Genomic DNA, 21560 nt, shown 5'->3' on the forward strand with positions numbered 1-21560 from the left:
TGTGTGACCACGCTCCCCTCAGTTTAGAGGGTGTTGCAGCGACTGGTTGAATTCACGGACCAGTGTCACCGACAGCCACATTGGCGGGGTTGGGCGAGACATCCTTGTCTCTGCTGATACGTTGTTCATTGCCGCGCGCGGCCGTTCGTCATGTCGCCAGGGGCAGGGCGTAACACTCTCGTCAGTCCAGATCCTGCGCCTGATGCCGTTCAGGCACCTGGCTTGCTTCATCCCCCCACGTCCGATTCACTCGCTGGCCACGAATGACCGCTGGCCGTTTGGCTATTTCCTCGGCCCAGCGCTGTACATGGGTGTATTGCTGCGCGTTCAGAAATTCGGCGGCGGAGTACACGTTGTTGCGCACCAACTGGCCGTACCAGGGCCAGACCGCAATGTCGGCGATGGTGTAGCGCTCGCCGGCCAGGTAGGGGCTTTCGGCCAGGCGGCGGTCGAGCACATCCAGCTGACGCTTGGTTTCCATCGTAAAGCGGTTGATCGGGTATTCGAGCTTCTCCGGCGCATAGGCATAGAAATGGCCGAAGCCGCCGCCGAGGTAAGGGGCCGCGCCCATTTGCCAGAACAGCCAGTTCAGGGTTTCGGTGCGACCGGCGGGATCGGTGGGCAGGAAGGCTCCGAATTTTTCCGCCAGGTACAGCAGGATCGAACCGGATTCAAAGACGCGGATCGGCGGCTCCACGCTGCGGTCCAGCAGCGCCGGGATCTTCGAATTCGGGTTGATCTCGACAAAACCGCTGGAAAACTGCTCACCCTCGTTGATGCGGATCAGCCAGGCATCGTACTCGGCACCGGTGTGCCCAAGCGCCAGCAGCTCCTCCAGCAGGATGGTCACCTTCACGCCATTGGGCGTCGCCAGCGAGTAAAGCTGCAACGGATGCTTTCCTGTCGGCAGCGTCTTGTCATGGGTGGGCCCGGCCGTCGGGCGGTTGATGCTGGCGAACTGGCCGCCAGACGGGGCGGTGTGTTTCCAGACTTTGGGAGGAACATAGGACGCTTTACTCACGAATTGCACTCCATGGAGGGTTGCCTGTGATCACTGGATTTCCGACCGTAAGCCTCCCGACAGGACGGCTGTGCCGGTAGGTCGTAACCGCTTCAGCCGGCAGCATACGGTACTCCCGGTCCTTGATGCGATGCCGGTGCCGTCTGGCCGAAACCCGCCACTGCAAGTTAAAGACAACAGACAGAAGCACAAGACTTCCCGCTGAAAAGCCGGATAATGGCGGCCAAATTGTTTAGCTCGTTATTCTGGTAATCGCACATGGAAATCAAGGTCAATTTTCTCGACAACCTTCGACTTGAAGCCAAGTTCGATGACTTCACGGTGGTGGCCGATCAGCCCATTCGCTACAAGGGCGACGGTTCGGCACCGGGTCCGTTCGATTACTTTCTGGCTTCGTCGGCGTTGTGTGCGGCTTACTTTGTGAAGTTGTACTGCGAAACCCGCAACATTCCCACCGACAACATTCGTCTCTCACAGAACAACATTGTCGATCCGGAAAACCGCTACAACCAGATTTTCAAGATTCAGGTCGAGTTGCCGGCGGATATTTCCGCCAAGGACCGCCTGGGCATTCTGCGTTCCATCGACCGTTGCACGGTGAAAAAAGTGGTGCAAACCGGGCCGGAGTTTGTGATCGAGGAAGTGGAAAACCTCGATGCCGATGCCCAGGCGTTGCTGATGCCTGGTTCGGCTGAGCAGGCCGGCACCTATATTGTCGGCAAGGACCTGCCGCTGGAGCAGACCATCGCCAACATGTCGGGCATCCTGGCCGAGTTGGGCATGAAGATCGAAATCGCTTCGTGGCGCAACATCGTTCCCAACGTGTGGTCGCTGCATATCCGTGATGCGCACTCGCCGATGTGCTTTACCAATGGCAAGGGCGCGACCAAGGAAAGCGCGCTGGCGTCGGCGTTGGGCGAATTCATCGAACGCCTCAACTGCAATTTCTTCTACAACGATCAGTTCTGGGGAGAAGACATCGCCAACGCGGCGTTTGTGCACTACCCGGATGAGCGCTGGTTCAAGCCCGGCCCGAAAGATGCGCTGCCGCCGGAAATCCTCGACGAATACTGCCTGGAGATTTACAACCCGGATGGCGAGTTGCTGGGCTCGCATCTGTATGACACCAACTCCGGCAACACGCAGCGTGGCATCTGCTCGCTGCCATTTGTGCGCCAGTCGGATGGCGAGGTGGTGTATTTCCCGTCCAACCTGATCGAAAACCTGTTCCTCAGCAATGGCATGAGTGCGGGTAACACGCTGGCCGAAGCTCAGGTGCAATGCTTGTCGGAAATTTTCGAGCGCGCGGTAAAACGCGAAATTCTCGAAGGTGAGCTCGCACTGCCTGATGTGCCGCAAGAAGTGCTGGCGAAATACCCTGGCATCCTGGCCGGGATTCAGGGCCTGGAAGCCCAGGGCTTCCCGGTGCTGGTGAAAGATGCGTCGCTGGGCGGGGAGTTCCCGGTGATGTGCGTCACCCTGATGAACCCGCGTACCGGCGGCGTGTTTGCTTCGTTCGGTGCCCACCCAAGCCTGGAGGTGGCGCTGGAGCGCAGTCTGACGGAATTGCTCCAGGGCCGTAGTTTCGAAGGCCTGAACGATCTGCCCCAGCCGACCTTTGAAGGTCAAGCGGTGACCGAGCCGAACAACTTTGTCGAACACTTCATCGATTCCAGCGGTGTGGTGTCGTGGCGCTTCTTCAGTGCCAAGGCGGATTTCGAGTTTGTCGAGTGGGACTTCTCCGGCCAGGGTGAAAACTCCAATGCCGAGGAAGCCGCGACCTTGTTCGGCATTCTCGAAGACATGGGCAAGGAAGTGTACATGGCGGTGTATGAGCACATCGGCGCGACGGCCTGCCGCATCCTGGTACCGGATTATTCGGAAATCTACCCGGTCGACGATCTGATCTGGGACAACACCAACAAAGCGTTGTTGTTCCGCGCCGACATCCTGAACCTGCATAACCTGAGCAAAGTCGGCCTGCGAACGCTGGCCAAGCGCCTGGAAGACAGTGAACTGGATGACTACACCGACATCACCACGTTGATCGGCGTCGAGTTTGACGACAATACCGCCTGGGGTCAGTTGACGATCCTGGAACTGAAGCTGCTGATTTATCTCGCCTTGAAGAAATTCGACCAGGCCAAGGATCTGGTGGAGGCCTTCCTGCAGTACAACGACAACACCGTCGAGCGCGGGCTGTTTTATCAGGCCCTCAACGTGGTGCTGGAAGTGGAACTGGACGACGACCTGGAGCTTGGCGATTACGAGGTCAACTTCCGCCGGATGTTTGGCAACGAACGGATGGACGCGGCGATCGGCTCGGTGGACGGCAGCGTGCGCTTCTACGGCTTGACGCCTACGAGCATGAAGCTCGAAGGCCTCGACCGCCACTTGAAGCTGATCGACAGCTACAAAAAGCTGCACATGGCGCGGGCCAATGTGACGGCTTTGTCCATTTGATAGCGCCCTTTGGGAGCTGGCTCGTCGGGTCGCCGCATCGCAGCGATGGTCGTCAAGGGTAACGCGTGTAACCTGGTTAACCGCGGCGCACTTGCGCCCATCGCCAGCAGGCTGGCTCCTACAGGTATTGCGTGGCTTGTATGTCCTGCAAGCCATTCAATTCAATCACGCAGGCCTCATCAAAATCCGGGTTTTCATTGATACCGCCCTTTGCATAACCGCGGGCGTTGCAAATGACCCGGGTGTTGCCCACCCGATAATCGAAGCTCCCATGGGTATGGCCGTGGAGCCAGAGCGCCGGCTGCCAGACCTTGATCCGCGCTTCTAGATCCGAGACAAAACTCGAGTTGATCGGCGAATTGGTAAACGCCGGGCTGATGCTCGACCGTGTCGGGGCGAAATGCGACACCACCACCGTCGGGAGGTGGCTGTCGCGGCTGAAGCATTCCTCCAGCCAGGCGACCGTCTGCAGGAACACCAGCTGGGAGATGGCGGGCGTAAACAGATCCGGGAAGTCGGGGGATACCTTGATGTGGCTGAAGTCGCGGATGAGCTTCGTCGCCATCTCGATACCCTGTGCCCGATCCTCCGGCTTGTCGAACAACCGATAATCGGACCACAGGGTACAACCCAGGAACCGCACGCCTTCGTGGACATATTCCGAGCGTTCCAGCACGTGAATCCTTGTGCCGTAGGTCAATCGGTTCAAGTGCTCGTAGGTGGAGACCAGATCGCTGCCATAAAACTCATGGTTGCCTGCCACGTAAACGATCGGAGCAGGGCAGGATCTGGCCCACTCGATCGCCGCTGCCGGCCGGGCGATATCCCCGGCGAGGACCACGATATCGGCCTCCACCTGGGGGAACGGTATGGCGTTGACGGAGAGGTGAACGTCGGACAACAAGGCAATGCGCATTGATCAACTCCTGCCTGATGGGGCATTCAGTCCACTCAACTTACGCGTTGATCAGCGGCGGCGACAAGCCGGGAGGTCCCCTCTCGATGCCGGTATGGCGATAAGAGGGGACGCGAGCACTCCCTAGGCGAACGCGCTTTGCATGACCAGGTGTTGTTGCTCGAGGTGCATGTTCATGTTGCCGGGCACGGTGGAAGCGCCCGGTGGCGGTCCTTCATCCGTGGAACTGGTCAGTAGTGTCTCCAATGCCGGCGGCTTGGGTTCGTTTGGCATGCAATCACTGGAGCCGCACCAGATGATTGAAGTGGTGCGGCAGATCCGTCAGGCCACGAGCAAACCCTTTGCGATCAACCTTTGGATGTCCAATGCGCAGGAGTCAGCGCCAAGTCCCGCCGATGCTCGCCAGGCAGGCGCGTTGCTGCGTCCGTATTTATGCAGCATCGACGACCTTGACCAAAGCTTTCACCGGTCGCCTGGCCAGAAGCCTGACGAACCGGATGACCCGCGAGATGAATCACGGCGACTCGCACATCGCGCCTTATCCTGTCCAGGCCTGGTTCATGGGCAGCCTCGCGAAGCTGGCGGTCGGGCAGGGCCGCGAGGATTTCGGTTCGTTGTCTACCGGGCAATCCGTCGTGCTGATTCGTCACGACAATGCGCGGGAATTGATGGACGAACTCGTCAGGGAAACGCCGAAGGTTTTATGCAGGGTCTGTTTGCGTGAGTGATGAATTGAGGTCGCTGAAGATCAAGCTGTGGGAGCGAGCCTGCTCGCGATGGCGTCTTCGCTGGCAAGCCAGCTCCCACAAGGACCGTAGCCGGGCCCGGTTTTTGAGGCCGCTGAAGATCAAACTGTGGGGCTGAGCCTGCTCGCGAAGTACCTGGCCTGTTTACTTCAGGTACCAGCCCCAGGGTTGCTCACTGACGTACTCGGTGATCTGTTTGACCTCCAGATAATTGTGCAGCCCCCATTGCCCGAGCTCACGGCCGATCCCGCTGTGTTTCATGCCGCCCCAGGGCGCTTCGACGAAGGTCGGTTGCGAGCAGTTGACCCAGACAATCCCGGCGCGTAACTGGTTGGCGACCCGTGCGCTGCGTTGCAAGTCGGCGCTCATCACCGCGGCGGCGAGGCCGAAGCGGCTGGCGTTGGCCATTTGCACCGCTTGTTCTTCGGTGTTGAAACGCTTGATGCACAGCACCGGGCCGAAGACTTCCTCGCGCCAGAGGATGCTGCTGTGTCCCGGTTCGTCGAAGATCGCCGGCTCGATGAAGTAACCCTCCGGCAAATGCGCCGGCCGCCGGCCTCCGGTGAGCAGGCGCGCGCCACTGGCCAGGCCTTGATCGACAAAGCCGAGCACCTTGTCGTACTGGCCCTGGCTGACCAGTGGCCCCAGCAGCACGCCAGGCTCAAGACCGGGGCCGATGGTGATCTTGCGGGTTGCTTCGACCAGGCGTTCGATCAACCTCGGGGCGATGCTGTCCTGCACCAACAGACGCGAGGTGGCGCTGCACACCTGGCCCTGGTTCCAGAAGATCCCGAACAGAATCCACTCCACGGCGGCTTCGACATCCGCGTCGTCGAAGACAATGAACGCTGACTTGCCGCCCAGTTCGAGGCTGATGTTCTTGATGTCGCGGGCCGCCGCCGACATGATTTTAGCCCCGGTGGGCACGCTGCCGGTGAAGGCCAGTTTGTCCACGCCGGGGTGCTCGGTAAGCGGACTGCCAGCCTCGGTGCCGAGCCCGGTGACCACGTTCAGGACACCCGCTGGCAGGCCGATGCGGTCGGCGGCGGCGGCCAGTTCCAGCGCCGTCAATGGCGTCAGCTCGGACGGCTTCAACACCAACGTGGCCCCCGCCGCCAGGGCCGGAGCCACTTTCCAGGCGGCCATCAGCAGCGGGTAATTCCACGGGATGATCTGCCCGGCCACGCCAATCGGTTCGTGGCGAATACGGCAGCGGAAACGGGCGTCCGGCAGGGCCAGTGGCTGGTCCTGCTGTTCGTCGAGTTCACGGGCCAGACCGGCGTAATAGCGAAAACAGCCAATCGCATCGCCGATGTCCCATTGCGCTTCGGGCAACGGTTTACCGTTGTCGCGCACCTCCAGTTCCGCCAGCGCTGACTGGCCACTTTCCAGTTCATCGGCCAGGGCCTCCAGCCACTGCGCTCGCTCGGCACCGCTGGTTTGGCTCCAGCCATTGTCGAAGGCGCGCCTGGCCGCGCGCACGGCGTGGTCGACGTCTTCTTCAGTGCCGGCCGCCACGCGGTGGAATGTTTGCTCGGTGGCCGGATCGACGACCTCCAGATAGCCGCCCAGGTCCGGGCTGACCCACTCGCCGTTGATGTATAGCTGATCACGCATGGTGCGACTCCTGGACGCCGGTCTGGCGGTTTTGCAGAGAGCGGGAAGTGAATAACAGTGCCAGGGACAGACAGATGATCACCGTCGAGATCGCGTTGATCTCAGGGGTCACGCCGCGGCGGATGGAAGAGAAAATGTAGATCGGCAACGTCGTCTCGGAACCGGCGACGAAGAAGGCGATGATGAAGTCGTCGAAGCTGAAGGTGAACGCCAGCAGGAACCCGGCCATGATCGCGGGGCTGATTTGCGGCAGGGTCACCCGCCAGAAGGTTTGCATGGGCGGGGCGTACAGGTCGGCGGAGGCTTCCAGCAGCGCCTTGTCCAGAGAGTCGACACGGCTGCGCACGATCACCATGACCAGTGCCATGGTGAACAGCGAGTGCGCGGCGATCACAGTGAAGAAGCCCATGTTCAACCGTGGCACGCTGGGCATCCAGCTCGCCAGCAGCGGGTTGATCAGGTCGAACAGGCTGATGAAGGCGATCAGCGTGGAGATGCCGATGACGATGCCCGGGACGATGATCGCGCAGTAGGTCAGGGCATCGAACAGCAGGCGAACCTTGCGTCCGGCACGCTGCAGACCGAACACCGCGAGGGTGCCGAACAGCGTCGCCATCACCGCCGAGCACAGGGCAATGAAGGCGCTGTGACCGAGGGCTTCCATGATGAACGGGTTGTCGAAGGCGCGGCCAAACCATTGCACCGAGCAGCACTCGAAGGCCAGGCCGCTGCGCCCGGCGTTGAAACTGAACAGGATGATCAGGGCAATCGGCGCGTAGAGAAACAGGTACAGCGAAGTCGAATAGCTGCGCAGCCACATGTCACAGGCCTCCGTCGGCAGGGCGGCCGCCGTAGCGCGCCACGAGCTTCAAATACAGGCCGATGATCAGCAACATCATCGCCACCAGGGTCATTGCCAGCGCGCTGCCGAATGGCCAGTTGCGCGACTGCAGGAACAGGTCGACCAGCGCGTTGCCGACGAAGAACACCTTGCCGCCACCGAGAATGGCCGGGATCAGGAACTCGCCCATCAGCAGGATAAACACCAGCATCACCCCGGTGATGATCCCCGGCGCAGAGAGGGGCAGGGTGATCCTGCGAAAGCTTTCGAAGGCACTGGCGCCCAGGTCCGCCGAGGCCTCGAGCAGGCGCTTGTCGAGTTTCTCCAGGCTGACGTAGATCGGGAACACCATCAGCGGCAGGTAGCCGTAGACGATGCCGATCAGCACGGCCCAGGGCGTGTTGATCAGTCGTACATCTTCCAGGCCAAGGCTGGCCAGCAACGCCGGAATGCCCTTGCCGCTGAGGATGAAAATCCACGCGTAGGTGCGGATCAGGAAACTGGTCCAGAACGGTACGATCACCAGCGTCAGCAACAGCGAACGGTTTTTGCTGACCTTGACGGCGAGGAAGTACGCCAGCGGGTAGGCCGCCACCAGGCACACCAGGGTGCCCAGTGGCGCCAACACCAGCGTGTTGCCGAACGCCGCCGCCCGCGAACCGAGGTTCAGGTAGTTGGCCAGTGTGAAGCCCCCGGCATACCCGCCCACGGCGCTGCGCTCGCCGAAACTGAAGACCAGGATGATCACCAGCGGCATCAGTAACAGCAGCAGGAACCACAGGGTCGAAGGCAAGAGCATCAGCAGGGTGATCCGCCGGCCGAGGTTGTGCCTTGGGCGCACCTCGACTGACAGGGCACTGCCTGGCTGCACCGTTTGCGGGTGGGCGGCGGCGTTCATGGGCGACTCCTCGTTGGCCATGGCAAATGATCAGGCGGATTTGAAACGGGCCATCAGTTCGGCGCGGGCCGGGCTGGTGAGCGTCGCTGCCGCACCGAATTCCAGTGGGCTGAGGGCTTCGGCGGCCGGGTACATGATCGGATCATTGAGCATGGCCGTCGGCAGCAGCGCATCGACCCGCTTGTCACCGCTCGGGTAGCCGTGGCTCAGCACTTCGAGCTTGTTGTGCTGCGGGTCGAGCAGGTAGTTGATGAAGGCGTAGGCGGCGTCCTTGTGCTCCGAGTTTTTCGGAATGGCGAAGAAGTCGCTCCACAGCTCACCGCCTTCCTTGCCCAGCTCGAACTGCATCTGCGCGTTGTCGCGATGCAGCTGCGAGGCGTCACCGGTCCACGACATGGCCAGCCAGGCATCGCCGCTGCGCATCGACGGCTGGATGTCTGAGTTGATGGCGAACAGGTGTGGCTTGACTTCGATCAGCAGTTTTTCGGCATCGGCCAGTTCTTTCGGGTCCAGGGAGTTGAAGCTGTAGCCGAAGCTTTTCAGGGCGTTGCCGATGGCGGTGAGTTGATAGTCGTGGACCATGGTGCGGCCGCTGGCGGGGCCTTGGGCGGCGGCCCAGAATTCTTTCCAGCTGGTCGGGCCGTTCTTCAGCTTGCCGGTGTCGTAGAGCATGCCGGTGGTGCCCCAGTTCTTCGGCACCGCATAAACCTTGCCGTCGACCGTGCCCTGGGCCATGAACTTCTGCTGGAACGCCGAGGCATCGAAATTGGGAATGCGCGACAGGTCCAGCGGTTCGATCAGACCCAGGCCGACGTAGGTGCTGATGGTGTAGTTGGTCGGCACCAGCACGTCCCAGCCACTGCCGCCGGCCTGCAACTTGGCGAGCATTTCTTCGTTGGAGCCGAACACGCTCATCGACACCCGTGCCCCCGTGGTCTTGGCGAACGCGTCGAGGTTTTCCTGACTGTGGTAGTTCGGCCAGGTCGCCAGCGACAGGCGATCCCCGAGCTTGCCTTGCTCGGCGGCCTCGGCTGAGGAGGTCAGCAGGCCGGGCATGTGGGTGGCGACCACCGCCGCGGCGATTCCGAGGCCGGTGCGGCCAAGAAAGTCGCGGCGACTGATCGAGCCGTTCTGCCAGCTGCGCAGGGTTTTGATAAAGGTCTTCTGGTCCATAGCACGCTCCCCATCCGGTTGATGAAACGAATCGACGACTTACAACGCCATGGCCAGGCCATTGGCGTGATCCCAGCCGACGCGCACTGCCGCGCCGTGTTCGAATGCATTGGTGCCGTGGTCCTGCTGGCGCGGCACGCGCACACAGACCACGCCGAAGGCCTGGGTGCGCACGCGGTATTCGGTGGTGTTGCCCAGGTAAATGCGGTCCTCCACACAGCCGTGCAGGGTCACTTCCCGCGCCATGTCGGCGCTGGCACCGGCGATGCTGATCAGTTCCGGACGCACGGCGATGCAGCCTTCAGAATTCGCGCTCAGCGCCTTGCCGGTGGGCGTCAGCGGGCTGGACAGTTCCAGACCCTGCTCGGTGCGCAGAACCACCGAGCTGCCGTTCAGATGGCGGACGGTGCCGTTGAACAGGTTGGACTCGCCGATGAAGTCAGCCACGTAGCGGCTGGCCGGTGCCTCATACAGCTGTTCCGGGGTGGCGGTCTGGATGATCGAGCCGTTGTGCATCACGCTGATGCTGTCGCTCATGGACAGGGCTTCTTCCTGGTCGTGAGTGACCAGCACGAAGGTGATGCCCACTTCGCGTTGCAGGCGCAGCAATTCCGACTGCATCTCCTTGCGCAGCTTGCGGTCAAGCGCCGCCAGTGGCTCGTCGAGCAGCAACACGGTGGGCTTGTTGACAAGCGCCCGGGCCAGGGCCACGCGCTGTTGTTGACCGCCTGAAAGCTCACTCGGCTTGCGCTGGCCGAAGCCGCTGAGGCGCACCATTTCCAGGGCTTCATCGGCCATGCGCAGCTGTTGTTTTTTGTCGGGGCGCGGCGTGCGATAACGCAGGCCATAGGCAATGTTCTGCGCCACGGTCAGGTGCGGAAACAGCGCGTAATGCTGGAACACCATGTTCACCGGCCGCTCGAAGGCCGGCACGCCGGCCACGCTCTTGCCCGCCAGGCGCACTTCACCGCTGGTGGGCTGTTCGAAACCGGCGATCATGCGCAAGGTGGTGGTTTTGCCGCAGCCCGAGCCGCCGAGGAAGGAATGGAACGAACCGCGCCGCACGGCGAAATTCAAACCATTGACGGCCTGCACCTGGCCATAGCGTTTGACCACATTGCAGAATTCGATATCGCTTGGCAGGTTGTCGTTCACGAGGCGGGCTCCCTTGCAGTGATGAATCATTGCGTCGGGGGCCAAACTAACAATGAGGGTTTTGCGGCGTATATATCCCTTGGGGGATAGAGTCGTTTTCAGGTGTCAGACGTCGACGACCAGTTCCTGGCCAGTGAGGTCGCGGATAAACAGCCCGAGCAATTCCGACTGGCTGCCGATGCCGAGCTTGGCGTAGATATTCTTGCGATGGATTTTCACCGTGCCCGGGCTGATGTTCAGTTGTTCGGCGACCGAGGCGCTGGAGTGACCGCGCAACAGCAATTGCACAATCTCCTGCTCGCGCCCGGTGAGGATGTGCGCGCCGAACTGGTCGAAGGCTTCGCGGATCTTGAAGTCCAGATCCTGCGCAGGTCGCGGTTGCTGGGCCTGACGCAGGCGCCAGGCTTCATTGATGACCTGCTCGACCACCGCTTGCGCGCACTCGACCAACTGCATTTCGTCACGGCTGAATGCGCAACTGGCCGAGGAGCGCATCAACGACAGCACCGCCGTCGCACCGGCCCCGAGGTCGACGAAAAACGCCACTTCCTCTGCCAGACCGGTTTGCTGGTAGTAGGTCAGGTAATACTCGCCGAGGTAAAAGTGGTCGGGCGCAAACTGGCGCAATCGCCACAACCCGGGCGCCTGCCCACGCGTACAGGCCAGGTAGAACGGATCAAGCAAATACGGCCCGCACTGATAGTCGTCGACATACACCGCGCGCTTGTCCGCCGAGAAGGTGTCGAACAACGCCAAGGGTCGGTGATTGCCTTCGTAGACGAACAAGACGAAATGATCGACCGGGCATACTTGCCGCAACCAGTGGCTAAGGCCCGACAGCCGCGCATGCCCGGCGGGCAGGTCCAGCAAGTGGGCGACACCGGTGGTCCAGAGTTTCAGTTCCTTGGGGCGCATGGTGACTTCAGGCAGGGGTGGATCGCGACAAGATGCACAAAGTACGCCATGGCGGCGTTGGCCTTGTGGAGCAGGGCAGGTCATGGAAAAAGCGCTGAGAAAATGCACCGCAACGGGGCCGGGTGTTACCGAGTGCTACAACTTCGGTTAATGATTCACCCCGTCGCGCAGGGGACGGCAAACATCGGGCTGACGAAAAGTGTCGGTTTTGGCGCCGGCCGATTAAAGATCAAGTGTGGAGACAGCTGCCGCTGTGTCGGGGTTTTGTACCTGTTTGATCCAGGTATCCAGTTCCTTGACCATCTTGTTGACCTCGCTGTCTTGCTGTTCCGAAGGGCGAATAATTGCGTTCCAGGCAATGTCCAGACCGTCATTCAGGGCGGCCCAGGCCAGTTCCCCGCGCTCCAGGCTGGGGGTCACCAAATCCCGTTGCAAGATGCTGATTCCGTACCCTGAGCGAACCAGTTCGACGATGGCTTCGATCAACTCCACGGTGATCATGCGCCGCGGCAAGATGCTGGCGGGGGCGAAGAAGCGATCATATTCCCAGCCACTGGCGCGATCGGTCGAATAGGTCACCAGGTTGTAGGTCTTGAAGTCTTCGGCATAAATATTCTTTCTTCCTGCCAGAGGATGATCGGTGGCCATGATCGCAATCAAGTCGTCGCGAAACAGCGGCAACTTGGCGACACCGCTGGGCACCATGCCGTCATCAATGATGGATACATCCAGCCGGCCCTGCATCAAGCTCGCGTAAACGTCGTTGCGCGGCACGGTCACCAGGGTGATTTCGATGTCCGGACGCAAGTTCGAATAATGCTTGATGAACTTGGGGATCCAGCGGAACGGGCCGTAGGAGGTGACGCCCATGCGCACGAAAGCGGTGACACCGCCGGCCATGGATCGAGCTTCGGACTCGGCCTCGTTGAGAATCGCGATGATGTCTCTGGCGGCGCGCTCCAGGCGCACGCCTGCGGGGCTGAGCCTCAGTTTGCCTCCCGAACGTTCTGTCAGGCTCACGCCGATGCGCCGCTCCGCCTCGCGCATACGGTGACTGACGGCGGAAGGGGTCAGCCATAAGCGTTCGGCAACGGCGGTCACTGAATCGACTTCCGACAGGGTTTGCAGCATCACGAGGTGATCCAGGGTAAGTCTCATAGGTGGGCGCGACCTGAAAATAATTCACAAATTTGCGTAAAATAATGAGCGTGACTTGTTTTTTGCTCCGGTGCAATCTGGTTTCAGCAACAACAGCCCACCGGAGAACAACAAACATGACAACGCTTGCCTTCACCCCTGCAGTCGCTCTGGGCGATATTGTCGACCTTGAGCGTTATCCCATCACCGATCGAAGCCATCCGGCGTATCAGCAACTGGTCACCCGCAGCCAATCGTTGCTCGGCGAGGAAGGCGTTGCGATCTTCCCGGGGTTTGTCCGTGATGATGTGGTCGGCACCCTGGCGGATCAGACCCTGGCGCTGCACCCGCGAATGTTCCATTTCCGTGAAAACCACACGGTTTATTTCAAGCCCCAGGACGAAAGCGTTGACCCGGCGCATCCACTGCGGCGGTTGATGAGCACCGAGAAAGATACGGTCGCCTACGCCGATATCCCGACAGACCATCTGATCCGGCAGATTTACCAGTCGGACGAAGTGCTTTCGTTCATTCGCGATGTACTGAATCTGGACGTGCTCTATCGCCATGCGGATCCGTTGGCCGCACTTAACCTGCAGGGCTTTACGGCGGGGCAACAGCTTGGCTGGCACTTTGATCGTTCCGACTTCAGCGTGACGCTGTCTCTGCAGGCGGCGACTGCCGGTGGCGACTTTGAATATGTACGCATGCTGCGTAACGAGAACGACGATTGCTATGACGCGGTCGGGCAATTCCTCGACAACCCGGCCACACAGAAAATAGAAGTTCTGCCGCAGGTGCCCGGGACCCTGACATTGTTCCGTGGTCGTTACTCGCTGCACCGAGTGACGCCGGTGGTGGGGGATAGGCTCAGGCTCAACGCGGTATTTGCCTACGTGGATCAGCCCAATGTCGAGTTCAGCGACTATGCGCGCAAATTGTTCTACGGACGTACGTCGGTAGAGCCGCTGGTATAGGTTCGGCACCCCTTACAATAAAAACAATCGATTCACTTCTTCGCTTCACGTGTTTGCACAGGCACTTGCCACCTTCGATCGGTGGTCTCGTTTGCCGTTTGTGCCGCACGCAACAGCTCGCTGCCCCCAATAATAATTTCGGAGCGTCTGATCATGAAATACAGGAAGAATTTGCTGGCCTCGTTACTCACTCTTGGCGTGCTCGTTGCCAGTGCTTCAAGCCAGGCGGCAGGGTGGTGTGACTCGGGCAAGCCGGTGAAGTTTGCCGGTCTGAACTGGGAGAGCGGGATGCTGCTCACCGACATCATGAAGATTGTGCTCAAGGAAGGTTACGGCTGTGCAACCGACGAGTTGGTCGGCAATACCATCATTCTTGAGACCGCTCTGGCCAGCAACGACATCCAGGTATTCGGCGAAGAGTGGATGGAGCGCAGTGAGGTCTGGAAAAAGGCGGCGGCGGCCGGCAAGGTCATTGCGATTGGTTCGCCGATCATCGGTGCGGTCCAGGGCTGGTACGTGCCGCGTTATGTGGTCGAAGGCGACGCGAAACGCAACAAGCCGGCGCGGGCGCCAGACTTGAAGACGGTCGCCGACCTGAGCAAATACCCCGAGGTTTTCCGTGACGCGGAAGAACCGTCCAAAGGCCGCTTCTACAACTGCCCGGCGGGTTGGATCTGTGAGCAGGAAAACACGGAGATGTTGAAAGACTACGGTCTTGAAAACACCTTCATCAACTTCCGCCCTGGAACCGGTGCTGCCCTGGATGCCGCGGTACTGTCCAGCTACAAGCGTGGTGAACCGGTGCTGTTCTACTACTGGTCGCCGACGCCACTGATGGGACAGATCGATGCGATACGGCTGGAAGAAAAGCCGGGTGTCGACAAAAACGTGGTGACCAAAGTCGGCATTTCCAAAGCCTTCAATGAGCAGGCCCCCGAGCTGGTTGCGGTGTTGGAGAAGGTCAATATTCCCATCGAACTATTGAATCAGAACCTGGCGAGGATGACCAAGGAACGCATCGAGTCGCCCAAACTGGCCAGAATCTTCCTCAAGGAACACCCTGAGGTGTGGCACGCCTGGGTGGATGAAGCCGTCGCCAGCAAAATCCAGGCAGCGCTTTAATCGGCAATGAGGGCAAGGATGCCCGGCGCCTTTAACGTTCTTGCAAACACCCATCACTACTGCGTTTTCTCGCTTCTGTTGCCAGAGGCGGTCTTTTTTTGCGTGCGGAATTTTATGAACAAGATCAAATCACGAGCGGCTGTGGCCTTCGCGGCGAACCAGCCCCTGCAAATTGTCGAAGTCGATGTGGCACCTCCGCAGGCTGGAGAGGTGCGGGTCCGGATCGTGGCAAGCGGTGTCTGCCATACCGATGCCTTTACCCTGTCCGGTGCCGATCCGGAAGGGCTCTTTCCGGTGATTCTCGGTCATGAAGGCGGCGGTATCGTCGAAGCCGTCGGTGAGGGTGTGACCTCCCTGGCGGTGGGCGATCATGTGATCCCGCTGTACACCCCGGAATGCGGCGAGTGCAAGTTTTGTAGATCCGGCAAGACCAACCTCTGCCAGAAGATCCGTGCCACGCAGGGCAAAGGCCTGATGCCGGATGGCACCAGTCGCTTTTCCTACCAGGGCCAACCCATTTTTCACTACATGGGCACTTCGACCTTTTCCGAATACACCGTGTTGCCGGAAATCTCCCTGGCGAAAATCCCCAAGGATGCGCCACTGGACAAGGTCTGCCTGCTCGGTTGCGGCGTGACCACCGGCATCGGTGCGGTGCTCAACACCGCCAAGGTGCAAGAGGGCGCCAGCGTGGCCATCTTCGGCCTGGGTGGCATCGGCCTGGCGGCGATCATCGGCGCCACCATGGCCAAGGCCGGCCGCATCATCGCCATCGATATCAACCCGGCTAAATTCGAGATCGCCAGGCAACTGGGCGCCACCGACTTCATCAACCCCAAGGATCACGCCAGGCCCATCCAGGAAGTGATCGTCGAGATGACCGAAGGTGGCGTCGATTACTCCTTCGAGTGCATCGGCAACGTCCAGTTGATGCGGGCGGCGCTTGAGTGCTGCCACAAGGGATGGGGTGAGTCGGTGATTATCGGCGTCGCCGGTGCCGGTCAGGAAATCAGTACCCGTCCGTTCCAGTTGGTGACCGGTCGCGTCTGGCGCGGTTCGGCTTTTGGCGGCGTTAAAGGGCGCAGCGAACTGCCCAGCTATGTCGAGAAGTCCCGGACGGGCGAAATCCCGCTGGAGACCTTCATCACCCACACCATGGGCCTGGAAGACATCAACCGGGCCTTCGACCTGATGCATGAAGGCCGCAGCATCCGCACCGTCATTCATTTCGATCGCTGATTCAACCGGCCTGGCGCGGGTCCTGGACTGACGGCGCCCGGTCGACAAACGCACTACCCACCCACCGTGTTTTTACCCGAGAGAGCATCACAATGAGCATCTTTACCCATGTCACTGTCGGCACCAACGATCTGCAAAAAGCCCGCGACTTTTACGACAAAGTACTCGGCGCCCTGGGCCAGAAGCGCCTCGCCGACCTGGAGGACAATGGCTCGATCTGGGGCCAGGACGCGCCGTCCTTCTTCGTGCTGAAACCGGCCAACGGCGCCCCGGCCAGCGTGGGCAACGGTGTCACGGTCAGCTTTGAAGCGCCGGATCGCGCCGCGATCGATGCCTTCCACGCCGCCGCGCTGGCCAATGGCGGCACCGACGAAGGTGCACCGGGTCCTCGTGGCTGGGCACCGAATGCCTATGCGGCTTATGCCCGCGACCTCGACGGCAATAAGCTGGCGGCGTATTGCTTCAAACCTGCCTGGTAAGCTTCGGGGCGAGGCTTGATTCAAGCCTCGCCTTTCACGACTCGACGAAATCGACCCTTGGTCGCCTCTCCACTGCTCAGGCCTTTTAAGGTGTCTACTGCTTATCAGGGCCTGCAGATACAGAGAGGAGCGCATGATGAGCAACGAACAGATGGCACCTGAAACGAAGGGGGTTGCGGTGCAGTTACTCGCAACGATCGACCTGGGGCCCGAGATCGAGGGCATGGCCGGGCGCCAGCTTAGAATGCGGATGGTGACCATCGAGCCTGGAGGCGTGTTCGGGCCGGTGCACAACCATATCGATCGGCCGGGCATCGTCTACATATTGCAAGGAACGATCACTGACCATCGCAATGGAACGGCCACGGACTATGGTCCGGGAGTGGGTTGGCCCGAAGACCGGAACACCACTCACTGGCTTGAGAACAGGGGAACAGTCGCGGCGTGTGAGATCTCGGTCGATATTGTCAGGCAAACGTAAGCTCAAGCCGGACATCCTCACGGGCAAGCCGACGGGCGTTTGCGGCGGCACCGCTTAAGTCGGCTTCATCACTCTTCTTCTCTCAACACATTGATCCGCCCCGATTTCTCTGCGGCCAGCAGCTTGGCGTGGTCTTTGGCATTCTGATCGGCATAAGCGAGGGCAAATTTGCCGATGGCCTGGTCGAAGGAATCCGTCTTGCCCAGGTAGCCGCTGATGAGCGCGGCATCCCCTGATTTGGCGTGGGCACGGGCCAGGGTCAGGCCGCACAATTCGGCGTACAACTTCATTCGCACGGTGGATATGTTCTCGATGGGCGCTGACATTTTCATGTCACGCAACTGACGGACAAAGAAGTAGCGACCGTTCTGGCCGCGTGTCCAGCCCAGGAAGATATCGCTGGACGACTGCATCAGGCGCTGCCCGGTGACGACGCGCTGGCCCTGATTCTCGTACTCGCTCTTGCCCGCATGGGGCGCCAGCACCGAGGGACAGGCTTCCTTGAATTGCAGGAGCAACGGGTGATTTTCCGCGGAAAAGAACAGGCCGACGAAACAATAGGTCCCGACGCTCCCGATCCCGACGGCCTTGACGGCAACATCTTCGAGGCGATAGCGATCGAAAAGCACGCGCCGTTCATGGGGCAGCGACAATCGATAATCCTGCAGGGCCAGGCGCACGTTTCGCATGAAGCCTTTTTCATGCACATGAAAAAGTACCGGGGGTTGATCGATCAGGCGCCGCCGTCCACCGACTTCGCTGCTGATCTTGGGATAGAGGTAATCGCCGACACGCAGCCTGGCCTTGGAGATTATTTGCTCGCGAAATTTCCTGGTTTCTGAATTGGGCGCCATATCGACAATCGATTGGGCATCCATTCGGTCATACCAGACATCCAGTGGACTCATCCTGGAGAGTTTGCGCAGCCGTTCTCGGTAGGCACGAACACTCTCGACGGCGATGGCCCGCGCGTCTTTATCGCTGAGGCGGTTATCCCGAGCGGCCACGGCAAAACTGATCGCCAGGCGTTTGACATCCCACTCCCAGGGGGCGGGCAGGGTTTCGTCGAAATCGTTGATGTCGAATATCAGATTGCGCTCAGGTGTGGCGAACAAACCGAAGTTCATCAGGTGACAATCGCCGCAGGCCTGCACCTGAATGCCGGTAGTCGGGGTCGTGGCCAGGTCATGCGCCATCAAGCCCGCAGAGCCACGCAGAAACGTGAAGGGACTGCGCACCATGCGGCCGTAACGCACCGGCACCAGATTGGGCAGTCGATGGCGATTGGAGATTTCGAGGAGTTCGATGGGGTCTCGGTGTTTGCGCGGCGGTTTCCATACGGCGTGATCGGCATGGGGCACGTGTTCGCGTATTTGTTCACCTGCGTACAGACGCTCCTTGCGCGAGTGGAAGACCAACTCGTCCCAGCGGTCTTCCGAGTGTCCTTTCTTGCTGTGGGCAGAGCTTTTTTTGCGGGGAGGCATGTCCACTCCTTTGCTCAACGAAGTCAGACTCGCTTGGGCACCGGATCTGGTAATGCGACTGCTCCATCAGCCCACAGAAAGTGCGTGTGCCGGTTTCCTGAAAAGTGCCTAAGAATATTGTTTCAGCGTAGCAGTTCCCAAGCTTGATCAAGGCGTGGCCGGTAGAGAAGCGGGATTATTTCTTCCACTGACGGGGTCGCCTTATTTTTGCGGATCGCTTCTAAGGAATCGCGTAGAGCTTGAACAGTTTTTTCGCCATGTCACTGATGCCTCCCAGGTAGGTGTTGCAGGCCTGTTCGATCTCGCCCGACTTGTACATTTCGCTGAGAGCGGTATCGACCAGCAAACGGAAGTTTTCATCGTCTCGATCCACTGCCATCGCAGTCGGCGAATACTCGAAAACCCGATCCAGCAGGACCAGTTTTGCAGTGGATGGGTGCGTGACCAGGAGGTTGCTCAGCAGCATGCGTTCGGCGAAGAAGGCATCGGCCTTGCCTTCGGCGACCAGGTTGACGCCTGCCTCAATGTTCTTGGCGGTGATCAGGGTCGCCACCACGCCGAGCAAGCGCATTTGCTGGCGAATCCATGCCTCGGTGATTCCGCCGGCGATGGTGGCATAGGTTTGATCGGACAACCCATGGTTGACCGTCGCACGCCAGGTCGGCCCGGTACGGGCAACATTGCCGTTGAGGACATTGAGCAGGGTCTCGGGTGCATCCTTGCGCACCACCACTGAAAGGCCGGCGGTGTAGACCGGTATCGAGTAACTCACATGCTTGCGTCGCGCCAGCGTGGGCGGGGTGGGCGTACAGAGGATGTCGACCTTGCCCGTGCTGACGGCCGTCATCTCGTCGTCGACGGAGACCGGTTGGTAACGCACCTGCATGTCGGGCAAGCCTAACTCGGCTTTGACGTGGTCAGCGATTTTCAGACAAAGCTCGATCGCATAACCGCTGGCCTTGTCGCCGGCCTGGGCACTGAACGGGGCCAGGTCCGGCAGGTAGCCGAGGGTGAAGGTGTTGCTCGTGCGCACCCGTTCAAGGGTACTGGCATCGGCCACTACCGGCCCCACGGCGAGCAGGCTTGCAAGTAGCAAGTGGGTGGCTTTGATCCGTTGTACATTCATATCCTGGCGCCCCGCATTCGAATGTCTGTGTTGCCTGGTAGTTACAGCTGAGGATTGCCGGCACTGGTCTGAGCCGCGGGAGTCGGAGCGACAAAACGCTTGGAGAGGAAGCCGTAGAGCAGGTAGCCGAAGGTAAGGACAATGAGGCCACCGAATACCGCATCCTTGCCGCAGGCATAAAGGGCGTACAACGAATAGGCCACGGCGATCAGTAAGAGCGCGGTATTGCGCGTATAGATCCCGGCACTGACCCTGGCCTTGTACATCATGACCAGCAGGCCCGTGGCGGCTGTGACGTAGGGGATGAGATTGGTCACGGCCGCCAGGCTGACGAGCTTGCCGAACTGGGCGCTGGCATTGGGTGAAATGGTCGACAGCGCCATCAGGGTCTGCAAGACGCCGCAGACCAGCATGCCGATGATCGGCGCATCCCGGGAGGTGACCTTGCTGAAAAATTTCGGGAACATGCCTTGGTCCGCGGTCATCTTGGCCGTCTGCGCCAGGGTGAATTGCCAGCCCAGCAGCGATCCGACACAGGCCATCACGGCCAGCGCCATGACGATGTTGCCGACCGTGGGGTTGAACATGTGGGCATAGACGAGGGCGAAGGGCGCGGACGAGTTGGCCAGTTCGGCGTTGGGTATCATCCCCTGGATCACTGTTGTCGACAGGATGTAGACCACTGCTGCACCCAGCGTGCCGAACAGGCACGCCAGCGGTACGTTGCGCTTGGGATCTTCCACCGCATCGGAAGCCTGGGCCGCCGACTCCATGCCCAGGAAAGCCCACAGGGTCAAGGGAATGGCTTTACTGATGGCCTCGGAGATCGGCAGGTTGTTCGGGTTCCAGGCGGCGACCAGCATGTCGGTCTTGAACCAGTACCAGCCGATGATGCTCAAGCCGGCCACCGGGATGATGACACCCCAAACGGTAATCGTACCGATCCTGCCGGTGATGCCGGGGCCGCCGAAGTTGGCGATGGTGGTGAGCCAGAGCAGGGCGACCGTGCCGATGAACAGGGGAATCGCGCCACTGCCAAGCCAGGGCACGAACGATGTCATGTAACCCACCGCCGAGATCGCGACGGCCACGTTGGCGATGCCCAGGGAGAGAAAGTACAGATACGAACAGAGGAAAAAACCCGATTTGGCATGCGCCTCTTCGGTGTAGGCCGACAGCCCGCCTGAGCGCAGGCAGTAGATGCCGCACTGGGAAAAGCAATAGGCGATGGACATGGAGCCAACGGCGGTGACCAGCCATGACAGCAACGAAACAGCACCGAGTTGGGCCATGCTCGTCGGCAGCAGGATGATGCCCGAGCCCATCATGTTCACTGTCACCAGTGTGGTAAGCCCCACGAGGCTCATTTTTTTGCTTGAGTCGGCCATCGAAAACTCCTTGATCTGCCCTACGCGTTGACCCTGGTGCCGATAGTCGTACTCAAGGTCCGGAAAGTGCCCATCGAACAGTTCTGTCGCCAACTACATTGAAGATGGCTTTTGGCGTTCTGAACAGAAAAATGAAGGCGCCAACATGACATGGCTCCAAAACCGGAAGCTGGAGACAACACATTGGTTTTTTTTTGCCGGTCAATCGTCTGATTTAGATCAATCAGCGAACATTCAGCGAGGACACGCATTGGCGGGCGACGTACTCGAAGATTTCAATCCACAGATCACGCGCATTGCCCAGTTGTGCGATCATGGCGCCGGCCAAAATCTCGACCCTGTATCTGCACAGCCTGACGGGCTGGTTCCTCTTGGGTATCTG

The 21560-nt window shown here is 60.1% G+C and carries 20 protein-coding genes and 1 pseudogene; 8 read left to right on the plus strand and 13 right to left on the minus strand.

Features of this window, described 5'->3' with window-relative positions; translation table 11 throughout:
• Positions 1-181: 181 nt before the first annotated feature.
• Complete coding sequence (gene yghU / locus F7R06_RS17735; protein ID WP_090322980.1) at positions 182-1021, minus strand: glutathione-dependent disulfide-bond oxidoreductase; 840 nt, start codon at positions 1019-1021, stop codon at positions 182-184.
• Positions 1022-1279: 258 nt separating this feature from the next.
• On the opposite strand from yghU, the gene F7R06_RS17740 reads away from it, so the two are divergent.
• Positions 1280-3484 carry an OsmC domain/YcaO domain-containing protein gene (locus F7R06_RS17740; RefSeq protein ID WP_090322978.1) on the plus strand — a complete coding sequence of 735 codons (2205 nt, stop codon included), beginning with the start codon at positions 1280-1282 and terminating at the stop codon, positions 3482-3484.
• Between the two features lie 118 nt (positions 3485-3602).
• Here F7R06_RS17740 and F7R06_RS17745 read toward each other — a convergent pair whose 3' ends face one another.
• Positions 3603-4400 carry a metallophosphoesterase gene (locus tag F7R06_RS17745; RefSeq protein WP_090322977.1) on the minus strand — a complete coding sequence of 266 codons (798 nt, stop codon included), beginning with the start codon at positions 4398-4400 and terminating at the stop codon, positions 3603-3605.
• Positions 4401-4523: 123 nt separating this feature from the next.
• Positions 4524-4673 carry a hypothetical protein gene (locus F7R06_RS31130; protein ID WP_245706705.1) on the minus strand — a complete coding sequence of 50 codons (150 nt, stop codon included), beginning with the start codon at positions 4671-4673 and terminating at the stop codon, positions 4524-4526.
• Here F7R06_RS31130 and F7R06_RS31515 point away from each other — a divergent pair.
• Together F7R06_RS31515 and F7R06_RS17755 are read left to right on the plus strand one after the other, a co-directional pair.
• Positions 4627-4725 (plus strand): annotated as a pseudogene (locus F7R06_RS31515) (hypothetical protein); the annotation flags it as partial. The gene F7R06_RS31130 and the pseudogene F7R06_RS31515 overlap by 47 nt on opposite strands.
• A gap of 40 nt (positions 4726-4765) precedes the next feature.
• Positions 4766-5128, plus strand: a complete 363-nt coding sequence (locus F7R06_RS17755) for a nitronate monooxygenase (RefSeq protein WP_139204797.1) — start codon at positions 4766-4768, stop codon at positions 5126-5128.
• Positions 5129-5290: 162 nt separating this feature from the next.
• Here F7R06_RS17755 and F7R06_RS17760 read toward each other — a convergent pair whose 3' ends face one another.
• The 7 genes from F7R06_RS17760 to F7R06_RS17790 all read right to left on the minus strand — a co-directional run bounded on the left by F7R06_RS17760 (position 5291) and on the right by F7R06_RS17790 (position 12903).
• Complete coding sequence (locus F7R06_RS17760) at positions 5291-6763, minus strand: aldehyde dehydrogenase family protein (protein ID WP_090322974.1); 1473 nt, start codon at positions 6761-6763, stop codon at positions 5291-5293.
• Positions 6756-7583, minus strand: a complete 828-nt coding sequence (locus tag F7R06_RS17765) for an ABC transporter permease (protein ID WP_090322972.1) — start codon at positions 7581-7583, stop codon at positions 6756-6758. Before F7R06_RS17765 ends, F7R06_RS17760 begins: the two co-directional genes overlap by 8 nt.
• Position 7584: 1 nt before the next feature.
• On the minus strand, positions 7585-8502 hold the full coding sequence (locus tag F7R06_RS17770) for an ABC transporter permease (RefSeq protein ID WP_090322971.1): 918 nt from the start codon (positions 8500-8502) through the stop codon (positions 7585-7587).
• Between the two features lie 30 nt (positions 8503-8532).
• A complete protein-coding gene (locus tag F7R06_RS17775) occupies positions 8533-9675 on the minus strand; it encodes an ABC transporter substrate-binding protein (protein ID WP_090322969.1) in 1143 nt (380 codons plus the stop codon).
• A 39-nt stretch (positions 9676-9714) separates the two neighbouring features.
• A complete protein-coding gene (locus F7R06_RS17780) occupies positions 9715-10830 on the minus strand; it encodes an ABC transporter ATP-binding protein (protein WP_090322967.1) in 1116 nt (371 codons plus the stop codon).
• Positions 10831-10935: 105 nt separating this feature from the next.
• Positions 10936-11745 carry a response regulator transcription factor gene (locus tag F7R06_RS17785; RefSeq protein WP_090322966.1) on the minus strand — a complete coding sequence of 270 codons (810 nt, stop codon included), beginning with the start codon at positions 11743-11745 and terminating at the stop codon, positions 10936-10938.
• A gap of 222 nt (positions 11746-11967) precedes the next feature.
• Positions 11968-12903, minus strand: coding sequence for a LysR family transcriptional regulator (locus tag F7R06_RS17790; RefSeq protein ID WP_090322964.1), 936 nt, complete (start codon positions 12901-12903; stop codon positions 11968-11970).
• A 116-nt stretch (positions 12904-13019) separates the two neighbouring features.
• On the opposite strand from F7R06_RS17790, the gene F7R06_RS17795 reads away from it, so the two are divergent.
• The 5 genes from F7R06_RS17795 to F7R06_RS17815 all read left to right on the plus strand — a co-directional run bounded on the left by F7R06_RS17795 (position 13020) and on the right by F7R06_RS17815 (position 17180).
• The gene (locus F7R06_RS17795) at positions 13020-13859 is read left to right on the plus strand and encodes a HalD/BesD family halogenase (RefSeq protein ID WP_090322963.1); all 840 of its coding nucleotides are present in this window, start codon (positions 13020-13022) and stop codon (positions 13857-13859) included.
• A 153-nt stretch (positions 13860-14012) separates the two neighbouring features.
• Positions 14013-14981, plus strand: a complete 969-nt coding sequence (locus F7R06_RS17800; RefSeq protein ID WP_090322962.1) for an ABC transporter substrate-binding protein — start codon at positions 14013-14015, stop codon at positions 14979-14981.
• A 114-nt stretch (positions 14982-15095) separates the two neighbouring features.
• The gene (locus F7R06_RS17805; protein WP_090327371.1) at positions 15096-16220 is read left to right on the plus strand and encodes an S-(hydroxymethyl)glutathione dehydrogenase/class III alcohol dehydrogenase; all 1125 of its coding nucleotides are present in this window, start codon (positions 15096-15098) and stop codon (positions 16218-16220) included.
• A 92-nt stretch (positions 16221-16312) separates the two neighbouring features.
• A complete protein-coding gene (locus F7R06_RS17810; protein ID WP_090322960.1) occupies positions 16313-16699 on the plus strand; it encodes a VOC family protein in 387 nt (128 codons plus the stop codon).
• A gap of 136 nt (positions 16700-16835) precedes the next feature.
• The gene (locus tag F7R06_RS17815) at positions 16836-17180 is read left to right on the plus strand and encodes a cupin domain-containing protein (protein ID WP_090322958.1); all 345 of its coding nucleotides are present in this window, start codon (positions 16836-16838) and stop codon (positions 17178-17180) included.
• Between the two features lie 68 nt (positions 17181-17248).
• Here F7R06_RS17815 and F7R06_RS17820 read toward each other — a convergent pair whose 3' ends face one another.
• The 3 genes from F7R06_RS17820 to potE form a co-directional block, all read right to left on the minus strand.
• Entirely contained in the window at positions 17249-18421 is a 1173-nt protein-coding gene (locus F7R06_RS17820) for a DUF2252 domain-containing protein (protein ID WP_342671324.1), read from the minus strand.
• Between the two features lie 463 nt (positions 18422-18884).
• Positions 18885-19790: an amino acid ABC transporter substrate-binding protein gene (locus F7R06_RS17825; RefSeq protein WP_090322955.1), complete on the minus strand. Its 906-nt coding sequence runs from the start codon at positions 19788-19790 to the stop codon at positions 18885-18887.
• Positions 19791-19831: 41 nt separating this feature from the next.
• A complete protein-coding gene (gene potE / locus F7R06_RS17830) occupies positions 19832-21178 on the minus strand; it encodes a putrescine-ornithine antiporter (protein WP_090322953.1) in 1347 nt (448 codons plus the stop codon).
• Positions 21179-21560: the final 382 nt, after the last annotated feature.

The organism is Pseudomonas moorei (assembly GCF_008801475.1).
GTDB classification, from domain to species: Bacteria; Pseudomonadota; Gammaproteobacteria; order Pseudomonadales; family Pseudomonadaceae; genus Aquipseudomonas; species Aquipseudomonas moorei.

What these genes read in the sequence shown, in the direction of transcription:
- F7R06_RS17785 (WP_090322966.1), bottom strand. Translation starts at nt 11,745, where the DNA reads ATGCGCCCCAAGGAACTGAAACTCTGGACCACCGGTGTCGCCCACTTG.
- F7R06_RS17745 (WP_090322977.1), bottom strand. Translation starts at nt 4,400, where the DNA reads ATGCGCATTGCCTTGTTGTCCGACGTTCACCTCTCCGTCAACGCCATA.
- F7R06_RS17800 (WP_090322962.1), top strand. Translation starts at nt 14,013, where the DNA reads ATGAAATACAGGAAGAATTTGCTGGCCTCGTTACTCACTCTTGGCGTG.
- F7R06_RS17805 (WP_090327371.1), top strand. Translation starts at nt 15,096, where the DNA reads ATGAACAAGATCAAATCACGAGCGGCTGTGGCCTTCGCGGCGAACCAG.
- F7R06_RS17740 (WP_090322978.1), top strand. Translation starts at nt 1,280, where the DNA reads ATGGAAATCAAGGTCAATTTTCTCGACAACCTTCGACTTGAAGCCAAG.
- potE (WP_090322953.1), bottom strand. Translation starts at nt 21,178, where the DNA reads ATGGCCGACTCAAGCAAAAAAATGAGCCTCGTGGGGCTTACCACACTG.
- F7R06_RS17815 (WP_090322958.1), top strand. Translation starts at nt 16,836, where the DNA reads ATGAGCAACGAACAGATGGCACCTGAAACGAAGGGGGTTGCGGTGCAG.
- F7R06_RS17790 (WP_090322964.1), bottom strand. Translation starts at nt 12,903, where the DNA reads ATGAGACTTACCCTGGATCACCTCGTGATGCTGCAAACCCTGTCGGAA.
- F7R06_RS31130 (WP_245706705.1), bottom strand. Translation starts at nt 4,673, where the DNA reads ATGCCAAACGAACCCAAGCCGCCGGCATTGGAGACACTACTGACCAGT.
- F7R06_RS17765 (WP_090322972.1), bottom strand. Translation starts at nt 7,583, where the DNA reads ATGTGGCTGCGCAGCTATTCGACTTCGCTGTACCTGTTTCTCTACGCG.
- F7R06_RS17825 (WP_090322955.1), bottom strand. Translation starts at nt 19,790, where the DNA reads ATGAATGTACAACGGATCAAAGCCACCCACTTGCTACTTGCAAGCCTG.
- F7R06_RS17795 (WP_090322963.1), top strand. Translation starts at nt 13,020, where the DNA reads ATGACAACGCTTGCCTTCACCCCTGCAGTCGCTCTGGGCGATATTGTC.
- F7R06_RS17755 (WP_139204797.1), top strand. Translation starts at nt 4,766, where the DNA reads ATGCGCAGGAGTCAGCGCCAAGTCCCGCCGATGCTCGCCAGGCAGGCG.
- F7R06_RS17810 (WP_090322960.1), top strand. Translation starts at nt 16,313, where the DNA reads ATGAGCATCTTTACCCATGTCACTGTCGGCACCAACGATCTGCAAAAA.
- F7R06_RS17760 (WP_090322974.1), bottom strand. Translation starts at nt 6,763, where the DNA reads ATGCGTGATCAGCTATACATCAACGGCGAGTGGGTCAGCCCGGACCTG.
- F7R06_RS17820 (WP_342671324.1), bottom strand. Translation starts at nt 18,421, where the DNA reads ATGGTGCGCAGTCCCTTCACGTTTCTGCGTGGCTCTGCGGGCTTGATG.
- F7R06_RS17775 (WP_090322969.1), bottom strand. Translation starts at nt 9,675, where the DNA reads ATGGACCAGAAGACCTTTATCAAAACCCTGCGCAGCTGGCAGAACGGC.
- F7R06_RS17770 (WP_090322971.1), bottom strand. Translation starts at nt 8,502, where the DNA reads ATGAACGCCGCCGCCCACCCGCAAACGGTGCAGCCAGGCAGTGCCCTG.